A 26108-nucleotide genomic window follows, 5' to 3' on the forward strand; every position below is an offset into this window, starting at 1 on the left:
GTTACGAATATCGAGTGAATTTAAAATGCGATTATTTTAAATTTATAAGGGTGGTACCGCGAGTCTTCTCGTCCCTTTTGGGGATGTCTGAAGGCTTTTTTTAATTTAATTTAACTATAACTAGAATGTATAGGAGGATGAACAAGTGGAGTATAAAGATACATTGCTAATGCCAAAAACAGAATTCCCAATGCGCGGCAATTTGCCGAATAAAGAACCGCAGCGCCAACAGACGTGGGATGATAAAAAACTTTATGAAAAAGTACAAAAAAGAACAGAAGGACGCCCATCATTTATTTTGCATGATGGTCCTCCATACGCAAATGGTGATTTGCATATTGGTCACGCACTAAATAAAATATTAAAGGATTTTATTACACGCTACAAATCAATGACTGGATATCATGCTCCATATGTGCCTGGCTGGGATACACATGGACTTCCTATTGAGACTGCACTGACAAAAAAGAAAAAAATCAAGCGTAAGGAAATGAGTATTGCTGATTTCAGACAAAAATGTGCGGAATACGCAATGGGGCAACTTGATAATCAACGTACACAATTTAAACAATTAGGTGTACGGGGTGATTGGGATAACCCGTATATCACGCTTACTAAAGATTATGAGGCAGCACAAATCAGAGTTTTCGGTGATATGGCTAAAAAAGGGTATATTTATAAAGGACTTAAACCTGTGTATTGGTCACCATCATCAGAATCAGCATTAGCTGAAGCAGAGATTGAATATCATGATAAACGTTCACCATCCATTTATGTCTCATTTGATGTAACAGATGGAAAAGGCGTACTTGATGCTGGAGATAAATTCATCATTTGGACTACTACACCCTGGACTATTCCGGCCAATCTTGGAATTAGTTTACATCCAGATCTTGAGTACTCTGCTGTTGCCGTTAATAATGAAAAATATATTATTGCTTCCGATTTAGTAGAAACGGTCACCGAAGAATTGGAATGGGAAAATCCAGAGGTAGTTAACACATTTAAAGGCGAGAAAGCAGATAAAGTTGTTACAAAGCACCCATTTTATGAACGTGATTCACTTGTCATGCTTGGTGACCATGTTACTACAGATGCAGGAACTGGTTGTGTCCACACAGCTCCAGGTCATGGTGAAGATGACTTTTATGTATCGAGGTCTTATGGACTGGATGCTCTGTCTCCAGTTGATGATAAAGGTGTTTTCACCATTGAGGCTCCAGGGTTTGAAGGATTATTCTATGATCAGGCGAACAAGCCGATTACGGAAAAGCTTGAGGAAGCTGGCGCACTGTTGAAGCTGACATTTATTACGCATTCGTACCCACATGACTGGCGTACGAAAAAGCCAACAATCTTCCGTGCTACTTCACAATGGTTTGCATCTATAAAGGATTTCCGACAAAATATTTTGGAAGAAATCAATCGAATTAATTGGTATCCGTCATGGGGTGAAACACGGCTTCATAACATGGTTCGTGACCGTGAAGACTGGTGTATTTCACGCCAACGTACCTGGGGTGTTCCAATTCCAGTATTTTACGGGGAGGATAACACACCAATTATTACCGATGAAACGATTGAACATGTTTCACACGTATTTGCTGAACATGGGTCTAACGTTTGGTTTGAGTGGGAAGCAAAAGACTTATTGCCAGAGGGATACACTTCAGAACATAGTCCAAATGGTAAGTTTACCAAGGAAACTGATATTATGGATGTATGGTTTGATTCAGGCTCATCTCATGAGGCAGTTCTTGTGGGGCGTGAAGATCACCGTCGGCCGGCAGATGTTTATCTGGAAGGAAGCGACCAATATCGTGGCTGGTTCAACTCATCACTATCAACTTCTGTTGCGGTAACTGGTAAGGCGCCATACGAAAATATTATCAGTCATGGATTTGTGCTTGATGGAAATGGACGTAAGATGAGTAAATCATTAGGCAATGTTATGGTTCCATCTAAGGTTCAAAAACAATTAGGTGCCGATATCTTGCGTTTATGGGTATCATCAGTTGATTATCAAGCAGATGTTAGAATTTCACAGGAAATCTTAAAACAAATCTCTGAAGCCTATCGAAAAATCAGAAATACGATTCGCTTTATGCTGGCTAATCTGTCAGACTTTGATCCAGAAAAGGACACTGTTCCCGAAAGTGAAATGGAAGAAGTAGATCGCTATATGGTTCATCGCTTGCAGAATTTAGTATCAACCGTTCATGATAGCTATGAAAAATTTGAGTATTCACCGATTTTTTCACAAATTCATAATTTCTGTGCTGTTGATTTAAGCTCGTTCTATTTGGATTTCGCAAAAGATGTTCTTTATATTGAGGCACAAGATAATAAGCGCCGAAGAAGTATTCAAACAGGATACTATGAAATCTTAACAACACTTGTTAAATTACTGACACCAATTATTCCGCATACAACAGACGAAGTGTGGGAATATATTCCTGGAGTGGAAGAAGAAAGTGTTCAACTTACGGATATTCCAGAACCAAGGAAGATCACTAACTTTGAAAATTCCCAAGATAAATGGGATCACTTCATGAAAGTCCGTGATGATGTCCTTAAAGCATTAGAAGAAGCCCGTAACGAAAAGGTTATTGGAAAGTCGTTAGAGGCTAAAATTACCTTAGTTCCAAAAGATGCAGAGACAAAAGAAGTATTAGAGGGAATCTCTAATGTTCATCAACTGTTTATTGTTTCCGAAGCTGTTATTGCAGAAAATTCAGCTGATGCTTCTGAATACCGTTACGTTGATATTGCAGTTGAAAAGCATCCTGGAGAGAAATGTGAACGCTGCTGGACAGCTTCTGAAACTGTTGGTGAAGATAAAGATCACCCAGAATTATGTACACGATGTGCAGATATTGTGAAAGAACACTATAGTGAATCAATTTCATAATTCGACAATAAAGCAGTAAATTCAAACTATTTATAAATGTGCTAGGCCTGTTGATTTCCACTGGTTGTCTTCTGAAATTTTGTTGTTATTAATGTGAAAATTTCACCGGTAAAAAAGGTGAATGCGCATCAGCAGAGGAAATATGCGAGACTCCTGCGGGAAGAACAAGCGACGCAAGACCCCGCAAGCGAGGAACGAGCTGAGGAGGCTTGAGGCCTGCCCGCGTAAAGCGAGTATATTTCCTCTGTGACATTTAACAACTTAAAAGATCTAAGAGCGCCTGTTCCTTTTGAATTTTTTCAAGGAAGAGGCGCTTTTGCTTTATCTATGGTAAAATGCAAAAGGAATAGTTTATTGTTTGCAGTTACTGCATAACATTTAAAGAATTTGTCATTAAGGCTTGGTGATAAGCTAAGTTTTCTAATTGAAATTGGGGGAAAAGAAATGTTTTTATATTACATAATTGCGCTTGTTATTATTGTAGTTGATCAACTATCAAAGTGGGCCATTATAAAAACAATGGAAGTTGGGGAACAAATAACTGTGATTGAGAATTTTTTCTACCTTACTTCACACCGCAATAGTGGTGCAGCATGGGGAATATTGCAAGGGCAAATGATCTTTTTCTATATCGTCACTGTAATTGTGATAATTGGCGTCGTATATTATATGCAAAAATATGCAAAGGATAGTAAGTTATTGGCTATATCCTTAAGCCTTATTTTAGGTGGTGCAATTGGGAACTTTATCGATCGCCTTTTTCGAAAAGAAGTTGTCGACTTTTTTGACTTCAACTTGATTGGATATGACTATCCGATATTTAATATAGCAGATTCGGCCCTAGTAGTCGGTGTAATACTTGTACTTATTGCAACATTCATCGATGAAAAGAAGAAAGGAAAAACTCAAAAATGACTTTAAACCAACACGTAGTATTAGAAACTGAAAATAAAATAAGAATAGATAAGCTGTTATCAAATTTGGTTAGCGAGTCCCGCTCGCAGGTCCAATCATGGATCACAAATGAACATGTTTTAGTAAACGGTGAAATTATTAAACCTAACTATAAATGCCAAATAGCTGATGAAATTTCTTGGCAGATTCCTGAACCGGAACCATTAAATATCGAACCTGAAAATATTCCGTTACAGGTTGTTTATGAGGATAGTGACTTGCTTGTTGTAAACAAACCCAAAGGAATGGTGGTGCATCCATCCGCTGGCCACCAAAATGGTACATTGGTAAATGCATTACTATATCACTGTGAAGATTTATCGGGAATTAATGGTGTGGAACGACCTGGTATTGTCCATCGGATTGATAAAGACACTAGTGGATTGCTTGTAGTTGCTAAAAATGATCTCGCACATACAAACCTGTCAGAGCAGATGGCTTCAAAAGATATTGAACGAAAGTATGAAGCAGTTGTTCATGGTGTGATTGAACATGATACCGGATTAATTGATGCCCCGATTGGCAGAGACAAAAATGACCGGCAGAAAATGGGGATTGTCGATAGTGGTAAACCTGCAGTTACACACTTTCGGGTTATACGACGGTATGAGAATTTCACCCATGTAGAATGCCAGCTGGAAACAGGCCGTACCCATCAAATACGTGCACACATGAAGTATATTGATTTTCCGGTAGTTGGTGATCCCAAATATGGTCGGCGAAAAACGTTGGAAACGAATGGGCAGGTACTGCATGCGAAATCTCTTGGTTTTAATCATCCGAGAACAAACAAATGGCTGTTTTTTGAGGAGAAAGTACCGGCATATTTCGAGAAACTATTGTCACAAATAGAGAAAATGTATTGACAGATGGATGCAGGTTTGTAATAATAAAGCAAATGAATAAATGATCCTTTAACAGAGTCCAGTGAGGCGAAGAAGGAAGCGGAACGTATTAAGTACGTAGAGATACGTATATCTAAATCCCTTTTTCCTTGTGGAGAAAAGGGATTTTTCTATGTTAAAAGAGGGGGCTGACAGTGAATAAAAAGACGGTAGTATTGGATCAAGCAGCAATGAACAGGGCACTAACGAGAATTGCCCATGAAATTGTTGAAAAAAACAAGGGTGGTGAAAACCTGCTTTTAGTTGGTATTAAAACCAGGGGCATTCCACTTACCAAACGATTGCAGGATAAGATAAAGCAAATTGAAAATATCACTGTCCCGATTGGTGAATTAGATATAACCTTATATCGTGATGATTTAGAAATGGCAACAACTAATCATGATCCTGAATTAAAGGAAACCAATATTGACATAGACTTTAATGGGAAAAAAGTAATATTGATTGATGATGTATTATTTACAGGCAGAACAGTCAGAGCAGCTATGGATGCCGTAATGGATATCGGCAGACCCACGCAGATACAGTTAGGAGTATTAATTGACCGTGGACACAGAGAATTGCCGATACGAGCTGATTATGTTGGTAAGAATATACCAACGTCAGATAAAGAGATTATCGTAGTAAATTTACATGAAGAAGATAACCATGACGAAGTAAGTATCTACGAAAAATAAAAAAATAAACCTTTAACTAAATCCAGCGAGATTTAAAAGGTTGCCCTGAGAACACGTGTAACTAATCATTACTACACGTATACCTCTTTGCGACCTTACGCAAAGAGGTTTTTTAATGGAAAAATTCAACCAAAAAACTAACAAATGGAGGAATGGAAAATGAAACAAGAAGAAGTAGCCTTGAATGTTAATGAAGTACCAAAACCACAAAAATGGTTGATTTTAAGTCTGCAGCATTTATTTGCAATGTTTGGAGCAACCATACTCGTTCCATTTCTTACAGGATTATCTCCAGCAGTAGCATTAGTTTCAAGTGGTATTGGAACGCTGGCATACCTGCTGATTACAAAAGGGAAAATCCCAGCATATCTTGGATCAAGCTTCGCATTTATTGCACCTATAATTGGAGCTACTGCTTCTGGTGGAGTCGAAGGAGCAATGGTTGGTAGCTTTCTTGCCGGAATCGTATACGGTTTGGTTGCGTTATTCATCCGTTTGCTGGGACTGAACTGGCTGATGCGGATTCTGCCACCAATTGTTGTTGGACCAGTCATCATTGTAATTGGACTAGGACTCGCTTCAACTGCAATTGATATGGCGATGTATGTTCCAGGTTTAGATGAGCAAGTATATAGCAACACACACTTCCTGGTAGCATTAGTAACACTCGCTGTGACAATTATTGCTTCTATCTTTCTGAGAGGATTTTTCGGACTTATTCCAATTTTGATTGGGATTGTCTGTGGATATATTTTTTCTATCTTCCAAGGAATTGTTGATACTTCAGAAATAAAAGCTGAATGGGCAGAAATCACTTCTGCAGGTTCAATTGGTGAATTTGTTACTGCAATTTTTCAAAAACCGGATTTTATCGTTCCATTTGTTAATTATTCACCATTTGAAGTACTAAGTGGCGAGATTGTTCTGTTAATGGTTCCGGTTGCACTTGTCACGATTGCAGAGCATATTGGCGACCAGATGGTGTTATCAAAGGTTGTTGGCAACAATTTCATAAAGAAACCTGGTCTTCATCGTTCCATCCTTGGTGATGGTGTGGCAACGATAATTGCTTCATTTCTTGGCGGCCCGCCGAATACAACATACGGCGAAAATATTGGGGTTTTGTCAATCACTCGTGTATTCAGTGTTTTTGTCATAGGAGGGGCGGCAGTCCTTGCACTATTCTTTGGATTTACTGGCATTATTACAGCAACAATAAGCTCCATCCCATCAGCTGTAATGGGTGGCGTATCGATTCTCTTGTTTGGAATTATTGCTTCAAATGGATTGCGCATGCTTATTGATAATCAAATTGATTTAAGTGATAAGCGTAACTTGATTATCTCATCAGTAATTCTTGTCATTGGAATTGGCGGTGCTTTTATACAGGTAACAGAAAATCTGCAGATTGCTGGCATGGCTTTATCAGCATTAATTGGTGTTACGTTAAATCTTATTTTACCAAATAAGGAAAGCGGTTATGGCAATGGGGCCATGTTTGAAGATACTGTTGTATCCGAAAATAAAGAACATGTGGCTTAGAATAGGAGGAACAATGAGACACTTTTTATCGACTAAAAATTTGTCCAGCACGAGTATTTTTCACATTTTGAATAAGGCGGAAGAATTGCGACTGCAACAATATGAGATACCTGAACAGATTTTCGCGGCTAATCTATTTTTTGAACCAAGTACCAGAACGAAAATGAGCTTTCGTGTTGCTCAGAAAAAGTTAGGTATAGAAACGCTGGACTTTCAGATGGAGACTTCGAGTGTTGTAAAAGGAGAATCGTTGTACGATACAGCAAAGACCTATGAGGCAATTGGAGCAAAGCTATTGGTTATTCGTCATCAGATGGATAATTGGGTCGATGAACTCGTTCCAAATCTATCTCTTCCGGTGATAAATGCTGGAGCTGGCAGAGGTGAACACCCAACACAGTGTATGCTAGATCTGTTAACCATCCACCAGGAGTTTGGATCGTTTACTAATTTAAATGTAGTAATAGTCGGTGACATTAAACACAGCAGGGTTGCAAGGTCTAATGCATATGCCTTAACTACACTTGGAGCGAATGTGTATTTTGCTGCTGCTCCTGGATTCGAAGATGACACCTTGGACTTTCCGTATATATCTATTGATGAAGCTGTTAAAATGTGTGATATTATGATGTTACTCCGAATACAACATGAACGGCATACAGCACTGCAATGTGATTCCACATCTTATTTCGTGCAATTTGGCCTCACCAAAGAACGGGAAAGAAGGATGAATGACCATGCCATTATCCTTCATCCTGCCCCTGTGAATCGTGGGGTTGAGATTGACGCTGAACTAGTAGAATGTCAACGGTCACGTATATTTAAACAAATGGAAAATGGTGTTTATACACGAATGGCTATAATGATCATCTTATTAAAGGAATGGGGCTATTATAATGAAGCTGAAGCTAACAAATGCCAAAAGACTAGTTGGTAAAGATGAAGTAGCAGAGAAATGTGAAGTTCTTATCGAAGCAGGAAAAATCAAGCAAATAGCACCCAAAATTTTGCAAGAGGCGGACGAATCCATAGATTGTGAGAATAATTTTGTTTTTCCGGGTTTCATCGATGTACATATTCATCTACGTGAGCCAGGTGGCGAGCATAAGGAAACGATTGAAACTGGTACAAAAGCAGCAGCACGCGGTGGTTTTACAACGGTATGTGCAATGCCCAATACATCGCCTGTTCCTGATAGTGTCGATACAGTAAAAGAGTTAGTGGAAAAAATTAATACAGATGCCCATGTTCGTGTACTTCCATATGGAGCAATCACACGTAATTTAAAAGGTGACGAGTTAACGAATATTACTGAACTCTCCAAATTAGGTGTGTTTGCTTTCACCGATGATGGAGTAGGTGTTCAAACCGCTGATTTTATGCTTCAAGCTATGACAGAAGCTGCTGCATCCGGGAAGTCAATAGTTGCCCATTGTGAAGATAATTCAATCGTATACGGTGGTTTAGTACATCAAGGTAGTGTAAGTGAACGGTTGGATCTCCCAGGAATTCCCTCGATTAGCGAATCAGTTCAAATTGCCCGTGATGTTCTGTTAGCAGAAGAGGCAGGCTGTCATTATCATGTTTGCCACGTTAGTTCAAAAGAATCAGTACGCGTTATACGCGATGCAAAAAAGGCAGGCATCCATGTCACTGCCGAAGTTACCCCACATCATTTACTGTTAAATGAACAAGCAGTCCGAATCGATGATACTAATTATAAAATGAATCCTCCACTACGGAGTGAGGAAGACCAGAATGCTTTATTAGACGGGTTGTTGGACGGGACAATTGATTTTATTGCAACAGACCATGCACCACATGCAGTTAAAGAAAAAGAACAAGGATTCCGTAAGTCTCCTTTTGGAATTGTTGGTCTGGAGACTGCTTTTTCACTATTATATACGAATCTAGTTTTAACGGATAAAATCACCTTAAAACAATTAGTAGAGTGGTTAACCATAAAGCCTGCTGTAGTTTTTAATTTACCATTTGGGGAATTAAAAGAGAATACTACAGCGGACCTTGCCATCTTCAATTTAACGAAAGAAGTTCACATAGACAAATACGCTTTTTTTTCAAAAGGAAAAAACACACCATTTCATAATTGGAAGGTACAAGGAATTCCATTTGCAACAATAGCTGAAGGAAAAATTGTATACAAGGAGGATTCACATGACTAATCGTCGGCTTATACTGGAAGATGGTACTGTGTTTAATGGTGAGGGTTTTGGCAGTGATGCTAGTATAACAGGAGAAGTTGTATTTAATACAGGTATGACAGGATACCAGGAAGTCATTTCTGACCCATCATACTGCGGACAAATCGTTACAATGACATATCCCTTAGTGGGCAATTATGGTATAAATCGCGATGATTTCGAAACTGTTACACCCTTTATTCATGGATTTATTGTTAAAGAATTTTGTGATCATCCGTCAAATTTCCGCAGTGACGAAACATTACATGATTATTTAAAAGCGAACAATATTCCCGGTATCTCCGGTATTGATACAAGAAAATTAACGAAAATTATTCGCAGACATGGAACAATGAAAGCAATCATCACGGACAGTGACAATACAGCTGATGAACTGGTCGCGAAAGTTAAGACTCTGCCATATCAGACGAACCAGGTAAAACAAACATCTACCATCAAGCCTTATGTAGTACCAGGACGGGGCATGCGAATTATTTTAGTGGATTTCGGCATGAAGCATGGTATTTTAAGGGAGCTAACAAAAAGAGATTGCCATATTACGGTTGTTCCATATAATTATGGAGCAGAAAATATCTTACGATTAAAACCTGAAGGGATCATGCTGACAAATGGCCCAGGTGACCCAAAAGATGTTCCTGAATCGATAGAAATGATAAAAACAGTAGTGGAACAGGTGCCTTTATTCGGTATTTGTCTAGGTCATCAGCTTCTGGCATTAGCATGTGGTGCGGACACGGAGAAAATGAAGTTTGGGCATCGCGGAGCAAATCATCCGGTTAAAGATCTGGAAAAAAATAAAACATACATGACATCACAGAATCACAGTTATGCGGTTACACATGAATCATTAAAACAAACTGACTTAGAACTTACGCAGATTGCTCTTAATGATAATACAGTTGAAGGAATAAGGCACAATGTTTTTCCGGCGTTTTCAGTTCAGTATCATCCGGAAAGTTCACCTGGACCAGAGGATACAAACCAATTGTTTGATACATTTTTACAACTGATTAATAATGCGAAAGCTAAAAGTGAGGAGGAATCATATGCCTAAGAATTCGAATCTGAAAACGATACTTGTGATTGGTTCAGGACCAATTGTAATCGGACAGGCAGCTGAATTTGATTATTCAGGCACACAAGCATGTCAAGCTTTAACAGAAGAAGGATATACCGTAATTCTTGCTAATTCCAACCCAGCAACAATAATGACCGATCATACAGTGGCAGACAAAGTTTATATGGAGCCTTTAACGGTTGAATTTTTAATTAAGATTATCCGCAAAGAACAGCCTGATGCAATATTGCCAACACTTGGCGGGCAAACAGGTCTGAACTTGGCAGTAGAATTAGAAGATACGGGTATTTTGGGAGAATACGATGTTGAACTGCTCGGAACCTCTCTCGATGCAATCGAAAAAGCAGAAGATCGTGAAAAATTCCGTTCTCTAATGCATGAGCTTAATGAGCCAGTACCTAATAGCCAAATTGTAAATTCTGTCGATCAGGCATGTGATTTTGCCAATATAATTGGCTTTCCAGTTATTGTACGGCCTGCTTACACCCTAGGCGGGACCGGCGGAGGAATGTGCTATGATGAACGGGAACTTAGGGAAATTTCCCGTAATGGATTATCATTATCACCGGTTAATCAATGTTTAATCGAAAAAAACATTGCAGGATATAAGGAAATTGAATATGAAGTAATGCGTGATAAAAACGATCAGGCCATTGTAGTCTGTAACATGGAAAATGTTGATCCGGTTGGTATCCATACAGGTGATTCTATCGTCGTTGCGCCCTCTCAAACCTTAAGTGATCGCGAGTATCAATTGTTGCGTAATGCATCATTAAAGATAATTCGTGCTTTGGAGATTGAGGGTGGATGCAATGTACAGCTAGCACTTGATCCTAATAGCTTTAATTACTATATTATTGAAGTTAATCCACGTGTCAGCAGGTCATCTGCACTAGCATCAAAAGCTACAGGATATCCAATTGCAAAGATGGCAGCGAAAATTGCTATAGGATTGACGCTAGATGAAATTATTAATCCAATCACAGGCACAACTTATGCATGTTTTGAACCGGCTCTGGATTATGTTGTGACAAAGCTCCCGAGATTTCCATTCGATAAATTTGTAACAGGGGATCGTTATCTTGGTACCCAAATGAAGGCGACGGGCGAAATCATGTCAATCGGACGAAATTTTGAAGAGTCATTATTAAAAGGCATTCGTTCCCTTGATATAGGTACTGAGGAATTATGGCTGGCAAGTTTAGCAGATAAGACTGTTGAGGAACTAAAATCACGATTGCACAAAGCAGATGATGAACGATTGTTCGTGTTAGCTGAAGTTATTCGGAAAGGGATGACGGTTGAAGAAGTATTCGAACTAACAAAAATTGACCGATTCTTCCTAATAAAAATTAAACAGCTAATTGGTTGGGAGTCAAGATTAACTGCTAATAAACAATCACAGGATATTTTGCGAGAAGCAAAAGCACTAGGGTTCTCTGATACGCATATTGCAAGATTGTGGAATGTAGCAATTGATGATGTGTATGAGTTTCGCATGAAAAACGCGATAAAGCCTGTTTACAAAATGGTAGACACATGTGCTGCAGAATTTGAATCTGAAACACCTTATTTCTATAGTACCTTTGAAGATGAAAATGAATCCGTTCAGTCAGACCGCAAAAAAATACTGGTTCTTGGGTCAGGACCAATTCGAATAGGGCAGGGTATCGAATTTGACTATGCTACGGTTCATTCTGTACTGGCTATTAAAGAAATGGGATATGAAGCTATCATTATGAATAATAATCCAGAGACAGTTTCAACTGACTTCAGTATTTCCGACAAGCTTTATTTCGAACCTCTGACCCTTGAAGATGTCATGCATGTCATAAATTTAGAACAACCGGAAGGCGTGATTGTCCAATTTGGCGGACAAACAGCAATTAACTTGGCTGGTGGGCTGGAGCGCCGTGGTGTGAAAATATTAGGTACAGATTTAGAAGCAATCGACAAAGCAGAAGACCGTGATAAATTTGAACATTTGTTAAACTACCTCTCCATAAAAAGGCCAGAGGGAAGATCTGTAACGAAATTGAATCAGGCAGTGGAAGTAGCAAAAGATATCGGCTATCCAGTTTTAGTTAGACCATCCTACGTGATTGGCGGAAGCCGGATGGAAATTGTCTACAATGACGAAGAGCTTAATGCCTATTTGACAAAATCGAATGGAGCTGATAGCGCACATCCAATATTAATCGATAACTATGTAACTGGAATTGAAGTGGAAGTGGATGCAATCAGTGATGGTGAAACGGTTATTGTACCAGGAGTTATGGAGCATATCGAACGGTCTGGTGTTCACTCAGGAGACTCCATAGCGGTTTATCCACCACAGCGAATTAGTGAAGCTGTACGGGAGAGTTGTTTAGATGCAACTGTTAAAATTGCCAGATCGCTAAATGTAAAAGGATTAATCAATATACAGTTTATTGTTTGTGAGGAGGAAGTCTACGTTCTCGAAGTAAACCCACGTGCCAGCAGAACGATCCCATTCCTTAGTAAAATAACAGGGGTAACGATGGCAAACATTGCTACCAGATGTATTTTAGGGGAAACACTAGAAAGTATGGGGTATGAGTCAGGTATTTTGCCAGAGCAAGATGCTGTATCCGTTAAAGTTCCAGTATTCTCATTTGAAAAACTGCGAAGTGTTGATACTATTCTAGGACCAGAGATGAAATCAACTGGTGAGGCAATCGGTCATGATAAAACGCTGGAAAAAGCATTATATAAAGGACTGACAGCAGCCGGGTTATCTGTACCACAGGAAGGTGCAGTGCTACTTACCATAGCAGATAAAGATAAGAAAGAAACGATTGAAATTGCCGATCGCTTTCACCAATTAGGGTTTCAACTGTATGCAACGTCTGGAACGGCTTCATTTGTAAAACTATACAATATTCCAGTTACTGAAGTTGCAAAAATAGGCTCTAGTAAACCAAATGTATTATCTATTATTGAAAACGGTGATGTCCAATTTGTAATTAATACTCTAACTTCGGGAATTAAACCTAGATCTGACGGGTTCATGATTAGACGGGAAGCAGTTGAACATGGTATTGCTTGTTTAACTAACCTTGACACTGCAAATGCTATCTTAAATGTAATAGATTCAACTACCTTTAGTGCAAGACCTATAACAGGCAAGAAAGTAGTTTCGTCATGAAGAGAAAAGTAGAGCTGGTTGTTAAATCGGTACATGTTATTGCCCTAGAAACGATTGAAATGACACTTGTGAATGAATATGTGGCAAAAACCGCCATTCCGGGACAGTTTCTTCATTTGTCCGTTGAGGGCCATACATTGCGTCGGCCAATTTCAATCGCAAATACAGATCATAAAAATAAAGAGATTACAATTCTATTTAAGATTGTTGGAGATGGAACCAAACAACTGGCAGCATACAGACCAGGTATGTCGATAGATGCGTTGGGTCCTAGCGGGAATGGATTTTCATATGATAGTAAGTCGAATTCAATATTGCTAGTTGGCGGAGGTATTGGAATTCCGCCACTATACAATCTGGGGAAGACACTTTGTACTAATGGAATCCATGTTACAGCTATTCTTGGATTCCAATCGAAAGAGCATGTTTTTTACGAAGCGAATTTTAGAAAACTAGGAAAAACATATGTCGTGACGAATGATGGAACGTACGGACATCAAGGATTTGTAACTAGTGTAATGGATCAGATTGAAGAATTTGATACGTACTATTCCTGTGGGCCTATTCCTATGCTAAAAGCCGTTACAAAGCAATTGCATCAGTACAATGGTTACATTTCGCTTGAAGAACGGATGGGATGCGGTGTTGGAGCATGCTTTGCATGTGTGATTCCTGCAGATAATAATGGCGGTTATAAAAAAATTTGTCAGGATGGACCTGTGTTTGCAGCAGATGAGGTGATATTGTGACAGATCTAAATGTAACTTTACCCGGTTTAAATCTAAAAAACCCCATCATGCCTGCTTCCGGATGCTTTGGATTTGGCAGGGAATATAGTGAATTTTATGATTTGGAAAAGCTGGGTGCAGTCATTATGAAAGCTGCAACAGGAGAGGTACGTTACGGTAATAAAACACCCCGTGTTGCAGAAACGTCATCAGGGATGTTGAATGCGATTGGCCTGCAAAATCCTGGGGTAGAAAAAATTATTGAAACCGAAGTTCCCTTTTTAGCTAAGTTTGCTGTTCCAATCATTGCGAATGTAGCCGGAAGTTCCCAAGAAGAATATGTGAAGGTAGCCACGGCATTTAATCATGCTGAATCGGTTAACGCATTAGAACTTAACATTTCCTGCCCAAATGTAAAAGAAGGCGGAATTCAGTTTGGTACTAATCCAGATATGGCAGCTGAGGTAACGGGAAAAGTTAAGGAAGCTAGTAATCTGCCAGTCTATGTGAAGCTTTCTCCTAATGTTTCTGACATTACAGCAATGGCAAAGGCGGTTGAAAAGGCAGGAGCAGATGGGTTATCGATGATTAACACGATAACAGGGATGCAAATCGATCTAGATAACAAGCAGCCATTATTGGCAAATAAAACTGGTGGTCTATCTGGTCAGGCAATCAAACCAATCGCTATCCGAATGATCTATGAAGTGAAGCAGCATGTCAATATTCCAATTATCGGCATGGGCGGAATTTCTTCAGCTGAAGATGTACTGGAATTCTTGCTTGCAGGAGTTAGTGCTGTAGCCGTAGGAACTGCTAACTTCCAAAATCCCTTTGCATGTCCAGAGATAATTGATGAATTACCGGACGTATTAAAACAATACGGATTCGATTCGGTTAAGGATGCCATCGGAAAGGGGCATGAAGTATATGAGGAATAACATGTATTTAGCATTGGACTTTTCCACCTGGAATGAAGCCAAGATGTTTATTGATACTCATCGTTTTCAAGGAATTCCTGTAAAAATTGGCATGGAATTATTTTACCGGGAAGGCCCTCGGTTAATTGAGAAACTAAAGCAGGATAATCATGACGTCTTTCTTGATTTAAAGCTTCATGATATCCCCACCACGGTAATGAAGGCGATGACAAACCTAGCAGATCTTGAAGTTGATATGGTTAACGTACATGCGTTAGGTGGCAGTGAAATGATTAAACGGGCCAAAGAAGGCTTAAATTCTGGATCCTCTAATCACGAAACAAAATTAATTGCGGTAACAATTCTTACGTCGATGGATGATACTTCGTTATATAAAGAACTAAATATTGGCGGGAGTGTAGATGAGAATGTAGTCCGACTTGCTGATACAGCAAACAAAAATGGAGCAGATGGTGTCGTTTGTTCGGTTCAGGAAGCAAAGAAAATTAAAGATGTATGTGGGTCATCATTTTTAACTGTTACACCCGGAATTCGTTTGCAAGGTTCTGATGGAAACGATCAAAAACGCATTGCAACTCCGGCACTTGCCAGGAATAATGGATCTGATTTTCTCGTAGTTGGTCGGACCGTAACAAATGCCGAGGATCCAAAATTAGCATATGAGAAAGTGCAAAAGGAGTGGCTAAATGGTATTAAGTAACGAAATATCTAGGAATCTATTAGAAATAAAGGCTGTTCAAATAAGAACAGATCGTTATTTTACATGGACATCTGGAATTAAATCACCTATTTATTGTGATAATCGGCTGACAATGTCTTATCCAAAAATTCGAACAAAAATTGCTGAGGCATTTATTGAATTAATCAAACAAATGGATGAAAAACCGGATGTTATTGCTGGATGTGCAACAGCAGGAATTCCACATGCTGCATGGGTTGCTGATAAGCTTGGTCTGCCTATGATTTACGTTCGATCCAAACCAAAAGGACATGGAAAAGGAAACCAGATTGAGGGAAAGGTTGAAGATGGACAAAAGGCAGTAGTTATTGAAGACTTGATTTCTACTGGTGGGTCATCAATCGATTCAGCCGAAGCTCTTCAGCTAGAAGGTATTCATGTACTGGGAGTTCTCGCTATTTTTACATATGGATTAACGAAAGCCAAAAAGCAATTTACAGAAGCTAAATTATCATTTCAAACCATTACGAATTATGATGAAGTATTAAAATTACTTGTAGCAGACGGCGTTATTGATGAAAATGAGAATAAAAAGCTGCAGGATTGGCGAAATGAACTTTAAAATCATTATTGATAGGCTGTCTAAAGGTTAAAATCTTTTTAGACAGCCTTTTCTAATCTGTTCTTATAGCACCCATTGCCGTCCACTCATCAATGGTAAATGACTGGATGATGTCATCCTTACTATCTAACTTTAAATAGTTTAATACACGATTTTATTAACAACATATATAAGTGTTACTTATCATAAATTGTGTTTTATATTATATTAGTTTTTGGTAATTAAAATAATATTGCGTTACAATAAACAAAATACTTATCAACCAAGGATGGCATGTTATGAAAATAGAAGATTATGAACTATTATTAAAATTAAAAGAAGTAGGTACAATTCGCGGGACTGCTAAAGCGATTTTAATTTCACAGCCAGCTGTTACCCAACGACTTAAATACATAGAGGAATATTTTGAAGAAAATATTTTTATCCGAACACCAAAAAAATTGGTTTTGACTCCGGCTGGTGAAATGATATTAAGCCATGCGAGAAAAGTGGTTGATCAGGAAGAAGTAATTAAAAATTCACTTGCACAATCAAGTGAAGAAGTACAGGGAACACTGTCTATTGCTTGTTCGTCACTTGTGAGTCAACGTTTTTTACCGTCAATTCTGGCAGATTATACGAAAGAATTCCCCAAGGTTGCAATTGATTTAGTGACTGGTATTAGTGAAGATATTAAAAGGGGCCATAAAAATTACCATTTATGCATTATTCGTGGTGAGAAGTTAAAAGATAGTGTTTGTACGAATCTTTTCGATGATCCGTTATATATTTTTGATACGGAACCTTTTCCAAAAAACAAGTTAAAAGAGCGACCGTTAATTTCATTTAAGAGTGATGACAGCATGCATGAATTAGTAGATAATTGGCTTTATCATCATCAGGATGAGATAAAACCTGTAAAGACAATTCGAGTTGATCAAATTGAAACATGTAAGCAATTTATGAAGCAAGGTCTTGGGATGGCTGTTCTGCCGAAGAGTGTTTCCGATTCGATGATGGATGAATATCCACATATTTCTATGAAATTAAATGGAGAACGTGTTACCAGAGATACCTATGTTTGTTATCAGGAGGGTGTCCGCAAATTACCACAGGTTGATCAGTTTATTTCTGCATTATTGGGTAAAAATTTTCTTTAGCCGTTAAGTAAGTATGAATAACTAAAATGTTTAATAAGAAGAAAAAACAGGAACATACTAACTATAAATAAAGGAGTGTGTTCTAAGATGAGTGAAGTTATATTTACATCAAAGGCTACGGCAAAAAATGGACGAGATGGACATGTTAAGTCGGAAGACGGTTTAATAGATTTAAATCTTGTAAATCCGCCAAATAACAAAGGTGAAAAAGGATCAAATCCGGAACAACTCTTTGCAGCAACATACGCAGCATGTTTTGACGGTGCGCTTAACTTAGTGGCCTCAAAACAGAAAAAGAAAATTGACTCAGAAACTACTGCTGAAGTCAGCTTCTGCAAGGATCCCGAGGATGATGGTTTTAAGATTGAGGTAACTCTTAATATTACTATTGAAGGAGTAAGTCCTGAAGAGGCCGAGGAATTAGCTGAAGATGCACATCAAGTGTGCCCATATTCCAAAGCAACTCGTGGTAATGTTGAGGTCACCCTAAATCCAAAAGCAGTTTCTTAGATCTAATAATAAAATAAAGAGGTGGGACATAAGTAAAAATCTCTACTTTAAAGACGAATAATCACAGAATAAGTTGTTTGGAACGTTCATTATAATCGGCTGAATCTAATACGTAGTTGATATAAACTAAACGACGTAGACTGAAGGTAACCGATTCGTAGTATTTAGTGTAGTTGTCTAACCACGCAGTTGGAATACAATGGTTTTCCGTGGGCTCACCACGAGCATTCGACGCATAGGACGTGGCGTACTTAGTGTCCCTCGCTCGAAAAGAATGCTCCCTGTAGGGTCTCTTAGGATCGCTGTCCCACAGGAGTCTCGCATATTCCAACTGCTAGTTTAGTGGTATAAAATCTTGTTTTTTTAAGTTCTAGTGAGCAAAACCCAGCGAAGTGTATTTCCCGATCGGCATAATAGCACTTAAACTTTTTTAAAAAATTTATTCGCAGTTTATATCTAATCTCAAAAAAATCCGAACCAATTCGAATTCTATTTCAAGAATTTGAATTATAGTTCGGATTTTACTTTGACTTAAATACTTTTGTCCCAGCTACTTTTTTAGTTTTTCTACAATTGCTTTATCAGGTGTAACAAATAACGTTTTCTGATTGTCATACGTTACATAGCCAGGTTTGGCACCATTAGGCTTTTTCACATGACGAATTTTCGTATAATCGACAGGTACCGAAGATGAGTTCTGTGATTTACTGAAGAATGCTGCAAGCAGTGCTGCTTCAAGTAGTGTATCCTCACTTGGCTCCTTGTCACGAATAATGACATGAGATCCCGGAATATCTTTCGTATGCAGCCAAATATCGTCACGATGTGCAAGCTTCATTGATACATACTCATTTTGTTTATTATTTTTCCCTACAAGAATTGGTGTACCATCTGTTGAGGTATACTTTTCCGGTTCAGGTTTAACTTGTTTCTTTTTCTTTTTTCCTTGTCTTTGTCTTTTTAAATAACCCTCGTCACGAAGTTCATCCCGAATTTCTTCTATGTCAGCCTCACGTGCGGAATCTATTTGCTGAAGTAATTGTTCCAGATAGGCAATTTCGTTATTAGCCTTTTTAATTTCCTGCTTAACTTTTTTCATGGAAGTTTTTAGTTTTTGATACGTTTTGAAAAAGCCTTGCGCATTTTCACTAGGTGTCTTATTTGGATTTAATTCGATTATCATTTCATTTTGATCTGGATCATAATAGTCGATTACTGTTGCTGTTCGATCACCTTGTTTAACTTGATGCATATTAGCTGTTAGCAGCTCACCTAACCGCTGATAATAATCGGCACCTTCAGCTTTCTTAATGGTTTTTTCATGTTTCTTGAGCTTACGTTGGTTCTTATCTTTTTCATTTTTTATAAACTGATACAGGTCTTTTGCTTGCTGCTTTACACGGTCTCTCTCAGCTTTCCCGGAATAAAAATTGTCTAGCATCTGGTTCGTGTTTGAAAAGATTTCCTCTTGTCCATCAAGAAAAGATATTGGGATTACATGAAAATCTTCTTTTTTATACCGGTAAATAGTTGGTGTATAGTTATTATTCTGTATCAATTCCTGCATAGCTACAAACCTTGCTTTATAGGTCTCAGATGATCCAAGTTTTGCCTGATGGACGATTTCTTTTGCAAATAAAGGAGAAACCCCTAGTAAGGTATGGACGATTTGAGTATCCATTTTTCCGGCATTAAAATCAAGTTTTCGAATAAATGTTTCCTTGTCGATATCCAATAAATTCAGCTTATCCTGACTTGGAGGAAGTTTATAATCATGACCGGGCTGTATTGTGCGATAACGGTTTTGTGAGACAGAAACATGTTTAAGGCTATCAAGGATGTGTCCCTTTTCTCCATCCACAAGCATGATGTTACTATGTTTCCCCATTAGCTCGATGACCAGTTTTTTTGTCGTCATGTCGCCAATTTCATTTCGTGCTTGAATGGAAAAAGTAACAATTCGTTCCATTCCATATTGATCAATAGATTCAACTACTGCACCGGACAAGTGTTTACGAAGTAACATGCAGAACATTGAAGGTTCTTTCGGATTCTTATAAGAATCTCCGGTTAAGTGTAACCTTGCGTATACCGGATGAATTGATAGTAGCAATGTATGATTTTCGCCGTGACTTCGAATGGTGAAAACTAACTCTGTCGAAGTTGGCTGATAAATTTTTGTGATCTTTCCTGGAGTTATCATTGAATTTAGTTCGCTCGTTACTGCTCGTGTAACGATTCCATCAAATGGCATGTAATCACCTCTTGCTTTCTAAAAGTAGGACTGTTTCTAAAGAATTGTTGTTTTTTGGCATAAAATCCATATACTGCGACATAATTGAAGGTTCATTATCAAGAGAATGTGTTCTGTTCAGCCGTCCGGGATCGTTACGGGCGGATACTTTCCGCGGGCACGGCCTCAGCCTTAGCCTCCGTTGTGAAAACCACTCTCTCGGAGACGTGCTGGGACTGCGGTTACTCGTCCCATCGAAAACCTTTGTTCTCGAAGTAGTCACCACCCTCAACTCACCTGGACTGGTATAGCTATTTATGTTTAGTCATTTCTTTAATCAAAAGAAATTTGCTGTGACAAACACTTTACCAGCAGCTGGAGTATGCGAGACTCCTGTGGGAAGAACAAGCTAGACGAGACCCCGCAAGCGAATATATTCCAGCTGTTTGTTCAAGTTGGTTTAAATAACCATCAAGTAATAACAATTTACCAAGATATTTTGAAAAAAACTTAGCGAAGTGTATTTCCTTAGTAGTGTTATTGCACCCAACATTTATTACAGTGTGACGCATTTTATATCAACTGCCGGTAGCCAAGAGTAACAAAATTTTAAAAAATAACCAAAAGTAAAATACATTCTTTAACGTTCACTTCCGCTTTTGATTCAATTATAGCATTTTTTGGGACGAGTCTGCATAGATATCGTATAAAGATTACGTTTAACTATAGTGCATGTAGATGAATTTGGAGGAATGCAGTGTGAAATGGTATCAATTAGATGTAGATCATGTCGAACAAAAATTGCATGTTACGACAAATCGCGGTCTTGCAGAAAAACAAGTTGATCAACGCAGAAAAGAATTTGGTGCAAATAAACTCGAAACTGAAAATAACACATCTAAGTGGCTGATCTTTTTCAAGCAATTCCAGGATTTCATGGTTCTGGTTCTTCTTGCTGCAACCTTAATTGCTGGACTACTTGGTGAATATGTTGATGCAATAGCTATTATGGTAATCGTTTTAGTGAATAGTTTTCTTGGCTTTTTTCAGGAACAAAAAGCGGAAAAGTCCCTTGCTAAACTAAAAGAAATGTCTGCACCTGTAGCGAATGTTCTTCGTGATGGGAATTGGGGAAAGATTCCCTCCCAAGATGTGGTTGTGGGTGACGTATTGCGTATTAACAGTGGAGATCGGGTTCCTGCTGATATACGTATAACGAGATCAAATAGCCTGGAGACAGAAGAATCGGCACTTACTGGTGAATCACTTCCGGTAATGAAGCATGCTACCGCAATAAGTAAAGACCATCTTGACGCCCAGGATCAGGTCAACATGGGGTTCATGGGGACATTGGTTACAAGAGGCTCTGGAATAGGTATCGTTGTTGGAACTGGCATGAATACAGTGATGGGTCAAATTGCATCCTTAATGGTTAAGACAAAAAAGACAGTCACGCCATTAGAACATAAACTTACAGAGTTAGGAAAAATTCTGATCGTTGTTGCACTTTTTTTAACGGCATTAGTCGTTTTTGTTGGTGTTTATCAGGGGCATCCTTTATATAATATGTTTCTTGCCGGCGTATCCTTAGCGGTTGCAGCCATACCAGAAGGACTGCCTGCAATCGTAACTGTCGCATTATCATTAGGTGTTCAGCGGATGATTAAGAAAAAAGCAATTGTTCGAAAGCTTTCTGCAGTAGAAACTTTAGGGTGTGCTTCAGTTATTTGTTCTGATAAGACTGGTACAATGACTGAGAACCAAATGACGGTAAAAGAAGTCTATGTAAATGGGAAAAACTTATATGTTACTGGCGATGGTTACGATATACAGGGTGATTTTTTTGCAAATAAAGAAAAAGTTGATCGCGATTATCCCAATCTGGAATCAATGCTCTTATATGGTCTGTTATGTAATAATGCGTCATTACAAGTTAAAAAAGGAAAATACCTTGTTGACGGAGATCCAACTGACGGAGCTTTGCTTGTAGCTGCAAGGAAGCTTGGGTTATCCCTGAAAGTGAATGACAATTTCAATATTATCAAAGAAATACCTTTTGATTCTGATCGTAAAAGAATGAGTATGGTTATTGAAGATGAAAATCAGATGCGATTTCTAATAACTAAAGGCGCGCCTGACGTGTTACTTCCGCGTTCTTCTTTCTTTTTAGATGAAGGTGGTCGCAAGTTACTGCGTTCCGAAGACAAGCAAATGATTGATGATGAAATAAACAACATGGCTCAGAAGGCATTACGAACGATAGCAATAGGTATGAAGCCAATTTCAAAGGATGATCCTCTTAATACAGCAACATTGGAGAAGGATTTAACGTTTGTTGGATTATGTGGAATGATGGATCCACCAAGAAAAGAAGTTAAGACAGCTATTATGGAGTGTCGGGATGCTGGTATTAAGACCGTAATGATAACTGGCGACCATGAAAAAACCGCTCGTGCGATTGCGATTAATCTGAACTTGTTACCTGAAAATGGAATGGTTTTAGATGGATACCAACTTAACCAAATGTCTGTCACAGAACTTCGTGATGTCATTGATCAGGTTTACGTATTTGCTCGTGTTACTCCAGAGCATAAATTAAAGATCGTCCAAGCTTTTCAGGAAAAAGGTCATATTGTAGCAATGACCGGGGATGGCGTAAATGATGCGCCAGCTATAAAAGCAAGTGACATTGGAATTAGTATGGGAAGAAGCGGTACAGATGTAACAAAAGAAGCTTCTTCATTAGTACTTATGGATGATAACTTTGCTACAATCAAATCAGCAATCAGTGAAGGAAGAAATATTTACGAAAACATCCGGAAATTTATCCGTTATTTATTAGCATCAAATGTTGGTGAGATTCTTGTTATGCTTTTTGCCATGCTGCTAGCACTTCCTTTACCCCTAGTACCAGTACAAATCCTGTGGGTGAACCTCGTAACAGATGGGCTCCCAGCGATGGCCCTCGGGCTGGATCAATCAGAAGGTGATGTGATGCGAAGGGGGCCCAGAAATCCAAGGGAAGGGATATTTGCCAGGGGATTGGGCTTTAAAATAATCAGCCGAGGCATATTAATAGGGGTTATTACATTGATTGCGTTTATGATGTCGTACCAGGATAACCCGGATAATTTAATTTATGGACAAACTATTGCATTTACAACATTGGTGATGGCTCAATTAATTCATGTGTTCGACTGCCGAAGTGAAAATTCCGTTTTTGCCCGCAATCCTTTTGAAAATAAATACCTGGTTTTAGCGGTACTTTCATCACTTCTATTGTTGCTTGTTGTTATCTATTGGGAGCCGTTGCAGCCAATCTTCCATACGACATTTCTAAATGTTAGGGATTGGATGTTAATTCTTGTTTTAAGCTCGCTTCCAACTGTTTTATTTGGGTTTACAAAAAAATAATTGTCGGAGCCCTAAATTAAATAAGTGGTTCAGTTACGGTGTACAAAAACGCAATTTGTAGCCTTAATTGAACCGCTTTTTTTTAGAGGCAAGGACATAACTAAACCATTCACATTAAAGATGAATAATAATAGGATAGGATGTTTAACCGTTCATTTTCAATGGCTGGATCTACTAAGTAGTTGATATAAAATGCGAAGTAACTGCTGAAATAATCTTAATAAACTCTCATCCCATCTTCCGTGGGCGTTACGGGCGGATGCTTTCCGCGGGAGTCACCGCCCTCCACTCACACGGACTATTGTAGTGCTGTTACACATTTCTTCTATAGCGATTCCTATTCCAGTCAACAGCGGAGGAAATACACGTAGACTCCTGTGGGAGCTGAGGCGAGGCTGCTGAAAAACATATTTTGGAAAATTTAATTCCCACTTTATATAGTGACTAACAGGTAAAATGATATGTTACTCTCCACTATAAGGTGAATATTGCATGAAAATTGGGAATTGATTTTTCTTGGTTAAAAAGATGGTAGTTTTTCAGTGGCCTCGAGCTGAGGCCTAGATGAGACTACGCAGCGACGTAGGAGCAAGGAGGGACATCAGCCGGCTTAGGTGCGCAAAGTGTATTTCCGAAGCGGCATCATAGCACTCAAACTTTTCAAAAAGTACTTCGCAGCATCTAATTTAGCAACATTAGAAAACTAGACATTCGTTAAAGGAATTCTTATGAAAGCGTATTTTACTTTCTTAGAACACCTTATACTCTGGAGTGCAAACCTTTTGGTGAATGCTTAGTTAACTTATTCAGTAAAAAAGTAGTTATACTTTCTTACTGCAAAATAAATCCAAACTAATTCGAACTCTATTTCAAGAATGTTGAATCTAGTTCGTGTTTTACTTTGACTAAAACATTTATGTTACGGCCTCATTATTGCAACTAGAGGTTTTCACCATTAAGGCATGACGATAATCATCAATATCCAACTTGTTGATACTTCAAAACTGATTTATTCAGCAATTTAATAGAAGGTTTTTTATTTTTTTGTAAAGGACTGTTATAATTATGAAATATAGTGTTTCTAACTTAATGGATGTGATAAATATGGTAATGAGTATGACGGGGTATGGTCAGGATGTATTTCACCTTGGTAATACGACTGTGACGGTAGAGATACGGAGTGTGAATCACCGTTTTTTTGATTTCACTGCGAAAATTCCCCGGTCCTTATTGTTTCTGGAGGATAAAATCAAGCGAACACTTCAATTGTACTTTCAACGAGGCAGAATGGAAGTATATATAAATGTTCAAGGAGATGGACTTACCCAAAAAGAACTTTATACTGACTGGGATTTGATGGACAAATACATAGACCAAATTAAAAGTGCTAAAGCACGGTATAACCTTGCAGGGGAAATTCCAGTTACCATCATGCCGGAAATTCCTGATTTACTCTCTGTTCAGGAGACAGAGAATTATTCCGATGAACTAATAAATGCCATCACAACAAGTGTGAAGCGTGCTTGTGAACAACTATTGTTGATGCGGGAAGAGGAGGGGGACTTTCTGCTAAAAGATATAAGTAATAGAATGCTTGAAATTCAAGACACGGTTTCCCACTTGCAAACCCGTCGTGAAAGTGTGATCGAGGAATATCGTGAACGTATCCAGTCTCGTATTTACAACTTTCTTGGTGAAAATGACGTAATTGATCAAACACGAATGCATCAGGAAATTGCACTTCTGGCTGAAAAGGGTGACATAACGGAGGAGATCACCCGTCTTCAGAGTCATATTGATCATTTTTCTGAAACAATTGATTTAAATGATGCGATTGGACGTAAATTGGATTTTATTATGCAGGAAATGCATCGGGAAGCAAATACTGTCGGATCGAAATCCACCGATGCCAAAATAGGAGTGTGGATTGTTGCATTGAAGAGTGAAATAGAGAAAATTAAAGAACAAATTCAAAATATAGAGTAAACATTTGAATTTTGCATTCCATTTTTCATATAATAGTCGTATTATATAGAGAGAAACGAACTATATCATAGAAAAGGTATTATTTATAATTAACATGCTACTAAGGATAGTATACTTAAGGGGGAGCAATTTTGAGCTTACGATTAATTAATATAGGATTCGGGAATGTCGTATCTGCCAATCGGATTATTTCGATTGTATCACCAGAGTCGGCACCGATAAAACGCATCATAACAGTGGCACGTGATAATAATAAACTAGTAGATGCGACTTACGGAAGACGTACGAGAGCAGTAATTATTACAGATAGTGATTATGTTGTTCTATCTGCTGTTCAGCCTGAAACTGTTGGACAACGTGTTTTAAGTCATGAAGAAATTTCAGATGAATGACTAGGA

General features: G+C 38.4%; 19 protein-coding genes and 1 other annotated feature (1 of these 20 only partly in view). Of the genes, 18 read left to right on the plus strand and 1 reads right to left on the minus strand.

Annotation, left to right across the window (positions count from 1 at the left end; all coding sequences use genetic code 11):
* Positions 1-79: a binding site (T-box leader), on the plus strand; it begins 145 nt to the left of the window's first position.
* Between the two features lie 66 nt (positions 80-145).
* The 15 genes from ileS to ACTWQM_RS07565 all read left to right on the plus strand — a co-directional run bounded on the left by ileS (position 146) and on the right by ACTWQM_RS07565 (position 18077).
* Positions 146-2911 carry an isoleucine--tRNA ligase gene (gene ileS, locus ACTWQM_RS07495; RefSeq protein WP_443257561.1) on the plus strand — a complete coding sequence of 922 codons (2766 nt, stop codon included), beginning with the start codon at positions 146-148 and terminating at the stop codon, positions 2909-2911.
* A gap of 444 nt (positions 2912-3355) precedes the next feature.
* Positions 3356-3826, plus strand: coding sequence for a signal peptidase II (gene lspA, locus ACTWQM_RS07500; RefSeq protein ID WP_443257562.1), 471 nt, complete (start codon positions 3356-3358; stop codon positions 3824-3826).
* On the plus strand, positions 3823-4731 hold the full coding sequence (locus tag ACTWQM_RS07505; RefSeq protein WP_443257563.1) for an RluA family pseudouridine synthase: 909 nt from the start codon (positions 3823-3825) through the stop codon (positions 4729-4731). Before lspA ends, ACTWQM_RS07505 begins: the two co-directional genes overlap by 4 nt.
* A gap of 173 nt (positions 4732-4904) precedes the next feature.
* On the plus strand, positions 4905-5447 hold the full coding sequence (gene pyrR / locus ACTWQM_RS07510; RefSeq protein WP_443257564.1) for a bifunctional pyr operon transcriptional regulator/uracil phosphoribosyltransferase PyrR: 543 nt from the start codon (positions 4905-4907) through the stop codon (positions 5445-5447).
* Positions 5448-5606: 159 nt separating this feature from the next.
* A complete protein-coding gene (locus ACTWQM_RS07515; RefSeq protein ID WP_443257565.1) occupies positions 5607-6989 on the plus strand; it encodes a solute carrier family 23 protein in 1383 nt (460 codons plus the stop codon).
* A 13-nt stretch (positions 6990-7002) separates the two neighbouring features.
* Positions 7003-7926, plus strand: a complete 924-nt coding sequence (locus tag ACTWQM_RS07520) for an aspartate carbamoyltransferase catalytic subunit (RefSeq protein ID WP_443257566.1) — start codon at positions 7003-7005, stop codon at positions 7924-7926.
* Positions 7886-9172, plus strand: coding sequence for a dihydroorotase (locus ACTWQM_RS07525; protein ID WP_443257567.1), 1287 nt, complete (start codon positions 7886-7888; stop codon positions 9170-9172). Before ACTWQM_RS07520 ends, ACTWQM_RS07525 begins: the two co-directional genes overlap by 41 nt.
* Complete coding sequence (locus ACTWQM_RS07530) at positions 9165-10265, plus strand: carbamoyl phosphate synthase small subunit (RefSeq protein ID WP_443257568.1); 1101 nt, start codon at positions 9165-9167, stop codon at positions 10263-10265. Before ACTWQM_RS07525 ends, ACTWQM_RS07530 begins: the two co-directional genes overlap by 8 nt.
* The gene (gene carB / locus ACTWQM_RS07535) at positions 10258-13458 is read left to right on the plus strand and encodes a carbamoyl-phosphate synthase large subunit (protein ID WP_443257569.1); all 3201 of its coding nucleotides are present in this window, start codon (positions 10258-10260) and stop codon (positions 13456-13458) included. Before ACTWQM_RS07530 ends, carB begins: the two co-directional genes overlap by 8 nt.
* On the plus strand, positions 13455-14207 hold the full coding sequence (locus tag ACTWQM_RS07540; RefSeq protein WP_443257570.1) for a dihydroorotate dehydrogenase electron transfer subunit: 753 nt from the start codon (positions 13455-13457) through the stop codon (positions 14205-14207). Before carB ends, ACTWQM_RS07540 begins: the two co-directional genes overlap by 4 nt.
* Complete coding sequence (locus ACTWQM_RS07545; RefSeq protein ID WP_443257571.1) at positions 14204-15127, plus strand: dihydroorotate dehydrogenase; 924 nt, start codon at positions 14204-14206, stop codon at positions 15125-15127. The genes ACTWQM_RS07540 and ACTWQM_RS07545 overlap by 4 nt, the downstream gene beginning before the upstream one ends.
* The gene (gene pyrF / locus ACTWQM_RS07550; RefSeq protein ID WP_443257572.1) at positions 15117-15827 is read left to right on the plus strand and encodes an orotidine-5'-phosphate decarboxylase; all 711 of its coding nucleotides are present in this window, start codon (positions 15117-15119) and stop codon (positions 15825-15827) included. Before ACTWQM_RS07545 ends, pyrF begins: the two co-directional genes overlap by 11 nt.
* Positions 15814-16428 carry an orotate phosphoribosyltransferase gene (gene pyrE / locus ACTWQM_RS07555; protein WP_443257573.1) on the plus strand — a complete coding sequence of 205 codons (615 nt, stop codon included), beginning with the start codon at positions 15814-15816 and terminating at the stop codon, positions 16426-16428. The genes pyrF and pyrE overlap by 14 nt, the downstream gene beginning before the upstream one ends.
* Positions 16429-16706: 278 nt before the next feature.
* On the plus strand, positions 16707-17567 hold the full coding sequence (locus ACTWQM_RS07560) for a LysR family transcriptional regulator (RefSeq protein WP_443257574.1): 861 nt from the start codon (positions 16707-16709) through the stop codon (positions 17565-17567).
* 87 nt (positions 17568-17654) lie between these two features.
* Entirely contained in the window at positions 17655-18077 is a 423-nt protein-coding gene (locus tag ACTWQM_RS07565; protein ID WP_443257575.1) for an organic hydroperoxide resistance protein, read from the plus strand.
* 550 nt (positions 18078-18627) lie between these two features.
* Here ACTWQM_RS07565 and ACTWQM_RS07570 read toward each other — a convergent pair.
* Positions 18628-20331 carry an Rqc2 family fibronectin-binding protein gene (locus tag ACTWQM_RS07570; RefSeq protein WP_443257576.1) on the minus strand — a complete coding sequence of 568 codons (1704 nt, stop codon included), beginning with the start codon at positions 20329-20331 and terminating at the stop codon, positions 18628-18630.
* 738 nt (positions 20332-21069) lie between these two features.
* On the opposite strand from ACTWQM_RS07570, the gene ACTWQM_RS07575 reads away from it, so the two are divergent.
* The 3 genes from ACTWQM_RS07575 (at position 21070) to remA (ending at position 26102) form a co-directional block, all read left to right on the plus strand.
* The gene (locus ACTWQM_RS07575; protein WP_443257577.1) at positions 21070-23724 is read left to right on the plus strand and encodes a calcium-translocating P-type ATPase, SERCA-type; all 2655 of its coding nucleotides are present in this window, start codon (positions 21070-21072) and stop codon (positions 23722-23724) included.
* A 1065-nt stretch (positions 23725-24789) separates the two neighbouring features.
* Positions 24790-25710: a YicC/YloC family endoribonuclease gene (locus ACTWQM_RS07580; protein WP_443257578.1), complete on the plus strand. Its 921-nt coding sequence runs from the start codon at positions 24790-24792 to the stop codon at positions 25708-25710.
* Between the two features lie 131 nt (positions 25711-25841).
* Positions 25842-26102 carry an extracellular matrix/biofilm regulator RemA gene (gene remA / locus ACTWQM_RS07585; RefSeq protein WP_092493004.1) on the plus strand — a complete coding sequence of 87 codons (261 nt, stop codon included), beginning with the start codon at positions 25842-25844 and terminating at the stop codon, positions 26100-26102.
* Positions 26103-26108: the final 6 nt, after the last annotated feature.

It is taken from the genome of Virgibacillus sp. L01, from assembly GCF_052246775.1.
Classification (GTDB): domain Bacteria; phylum Bacillota; class Bacilli; order Bacillales; family Amphibacillaceae; genus Lentibacillus.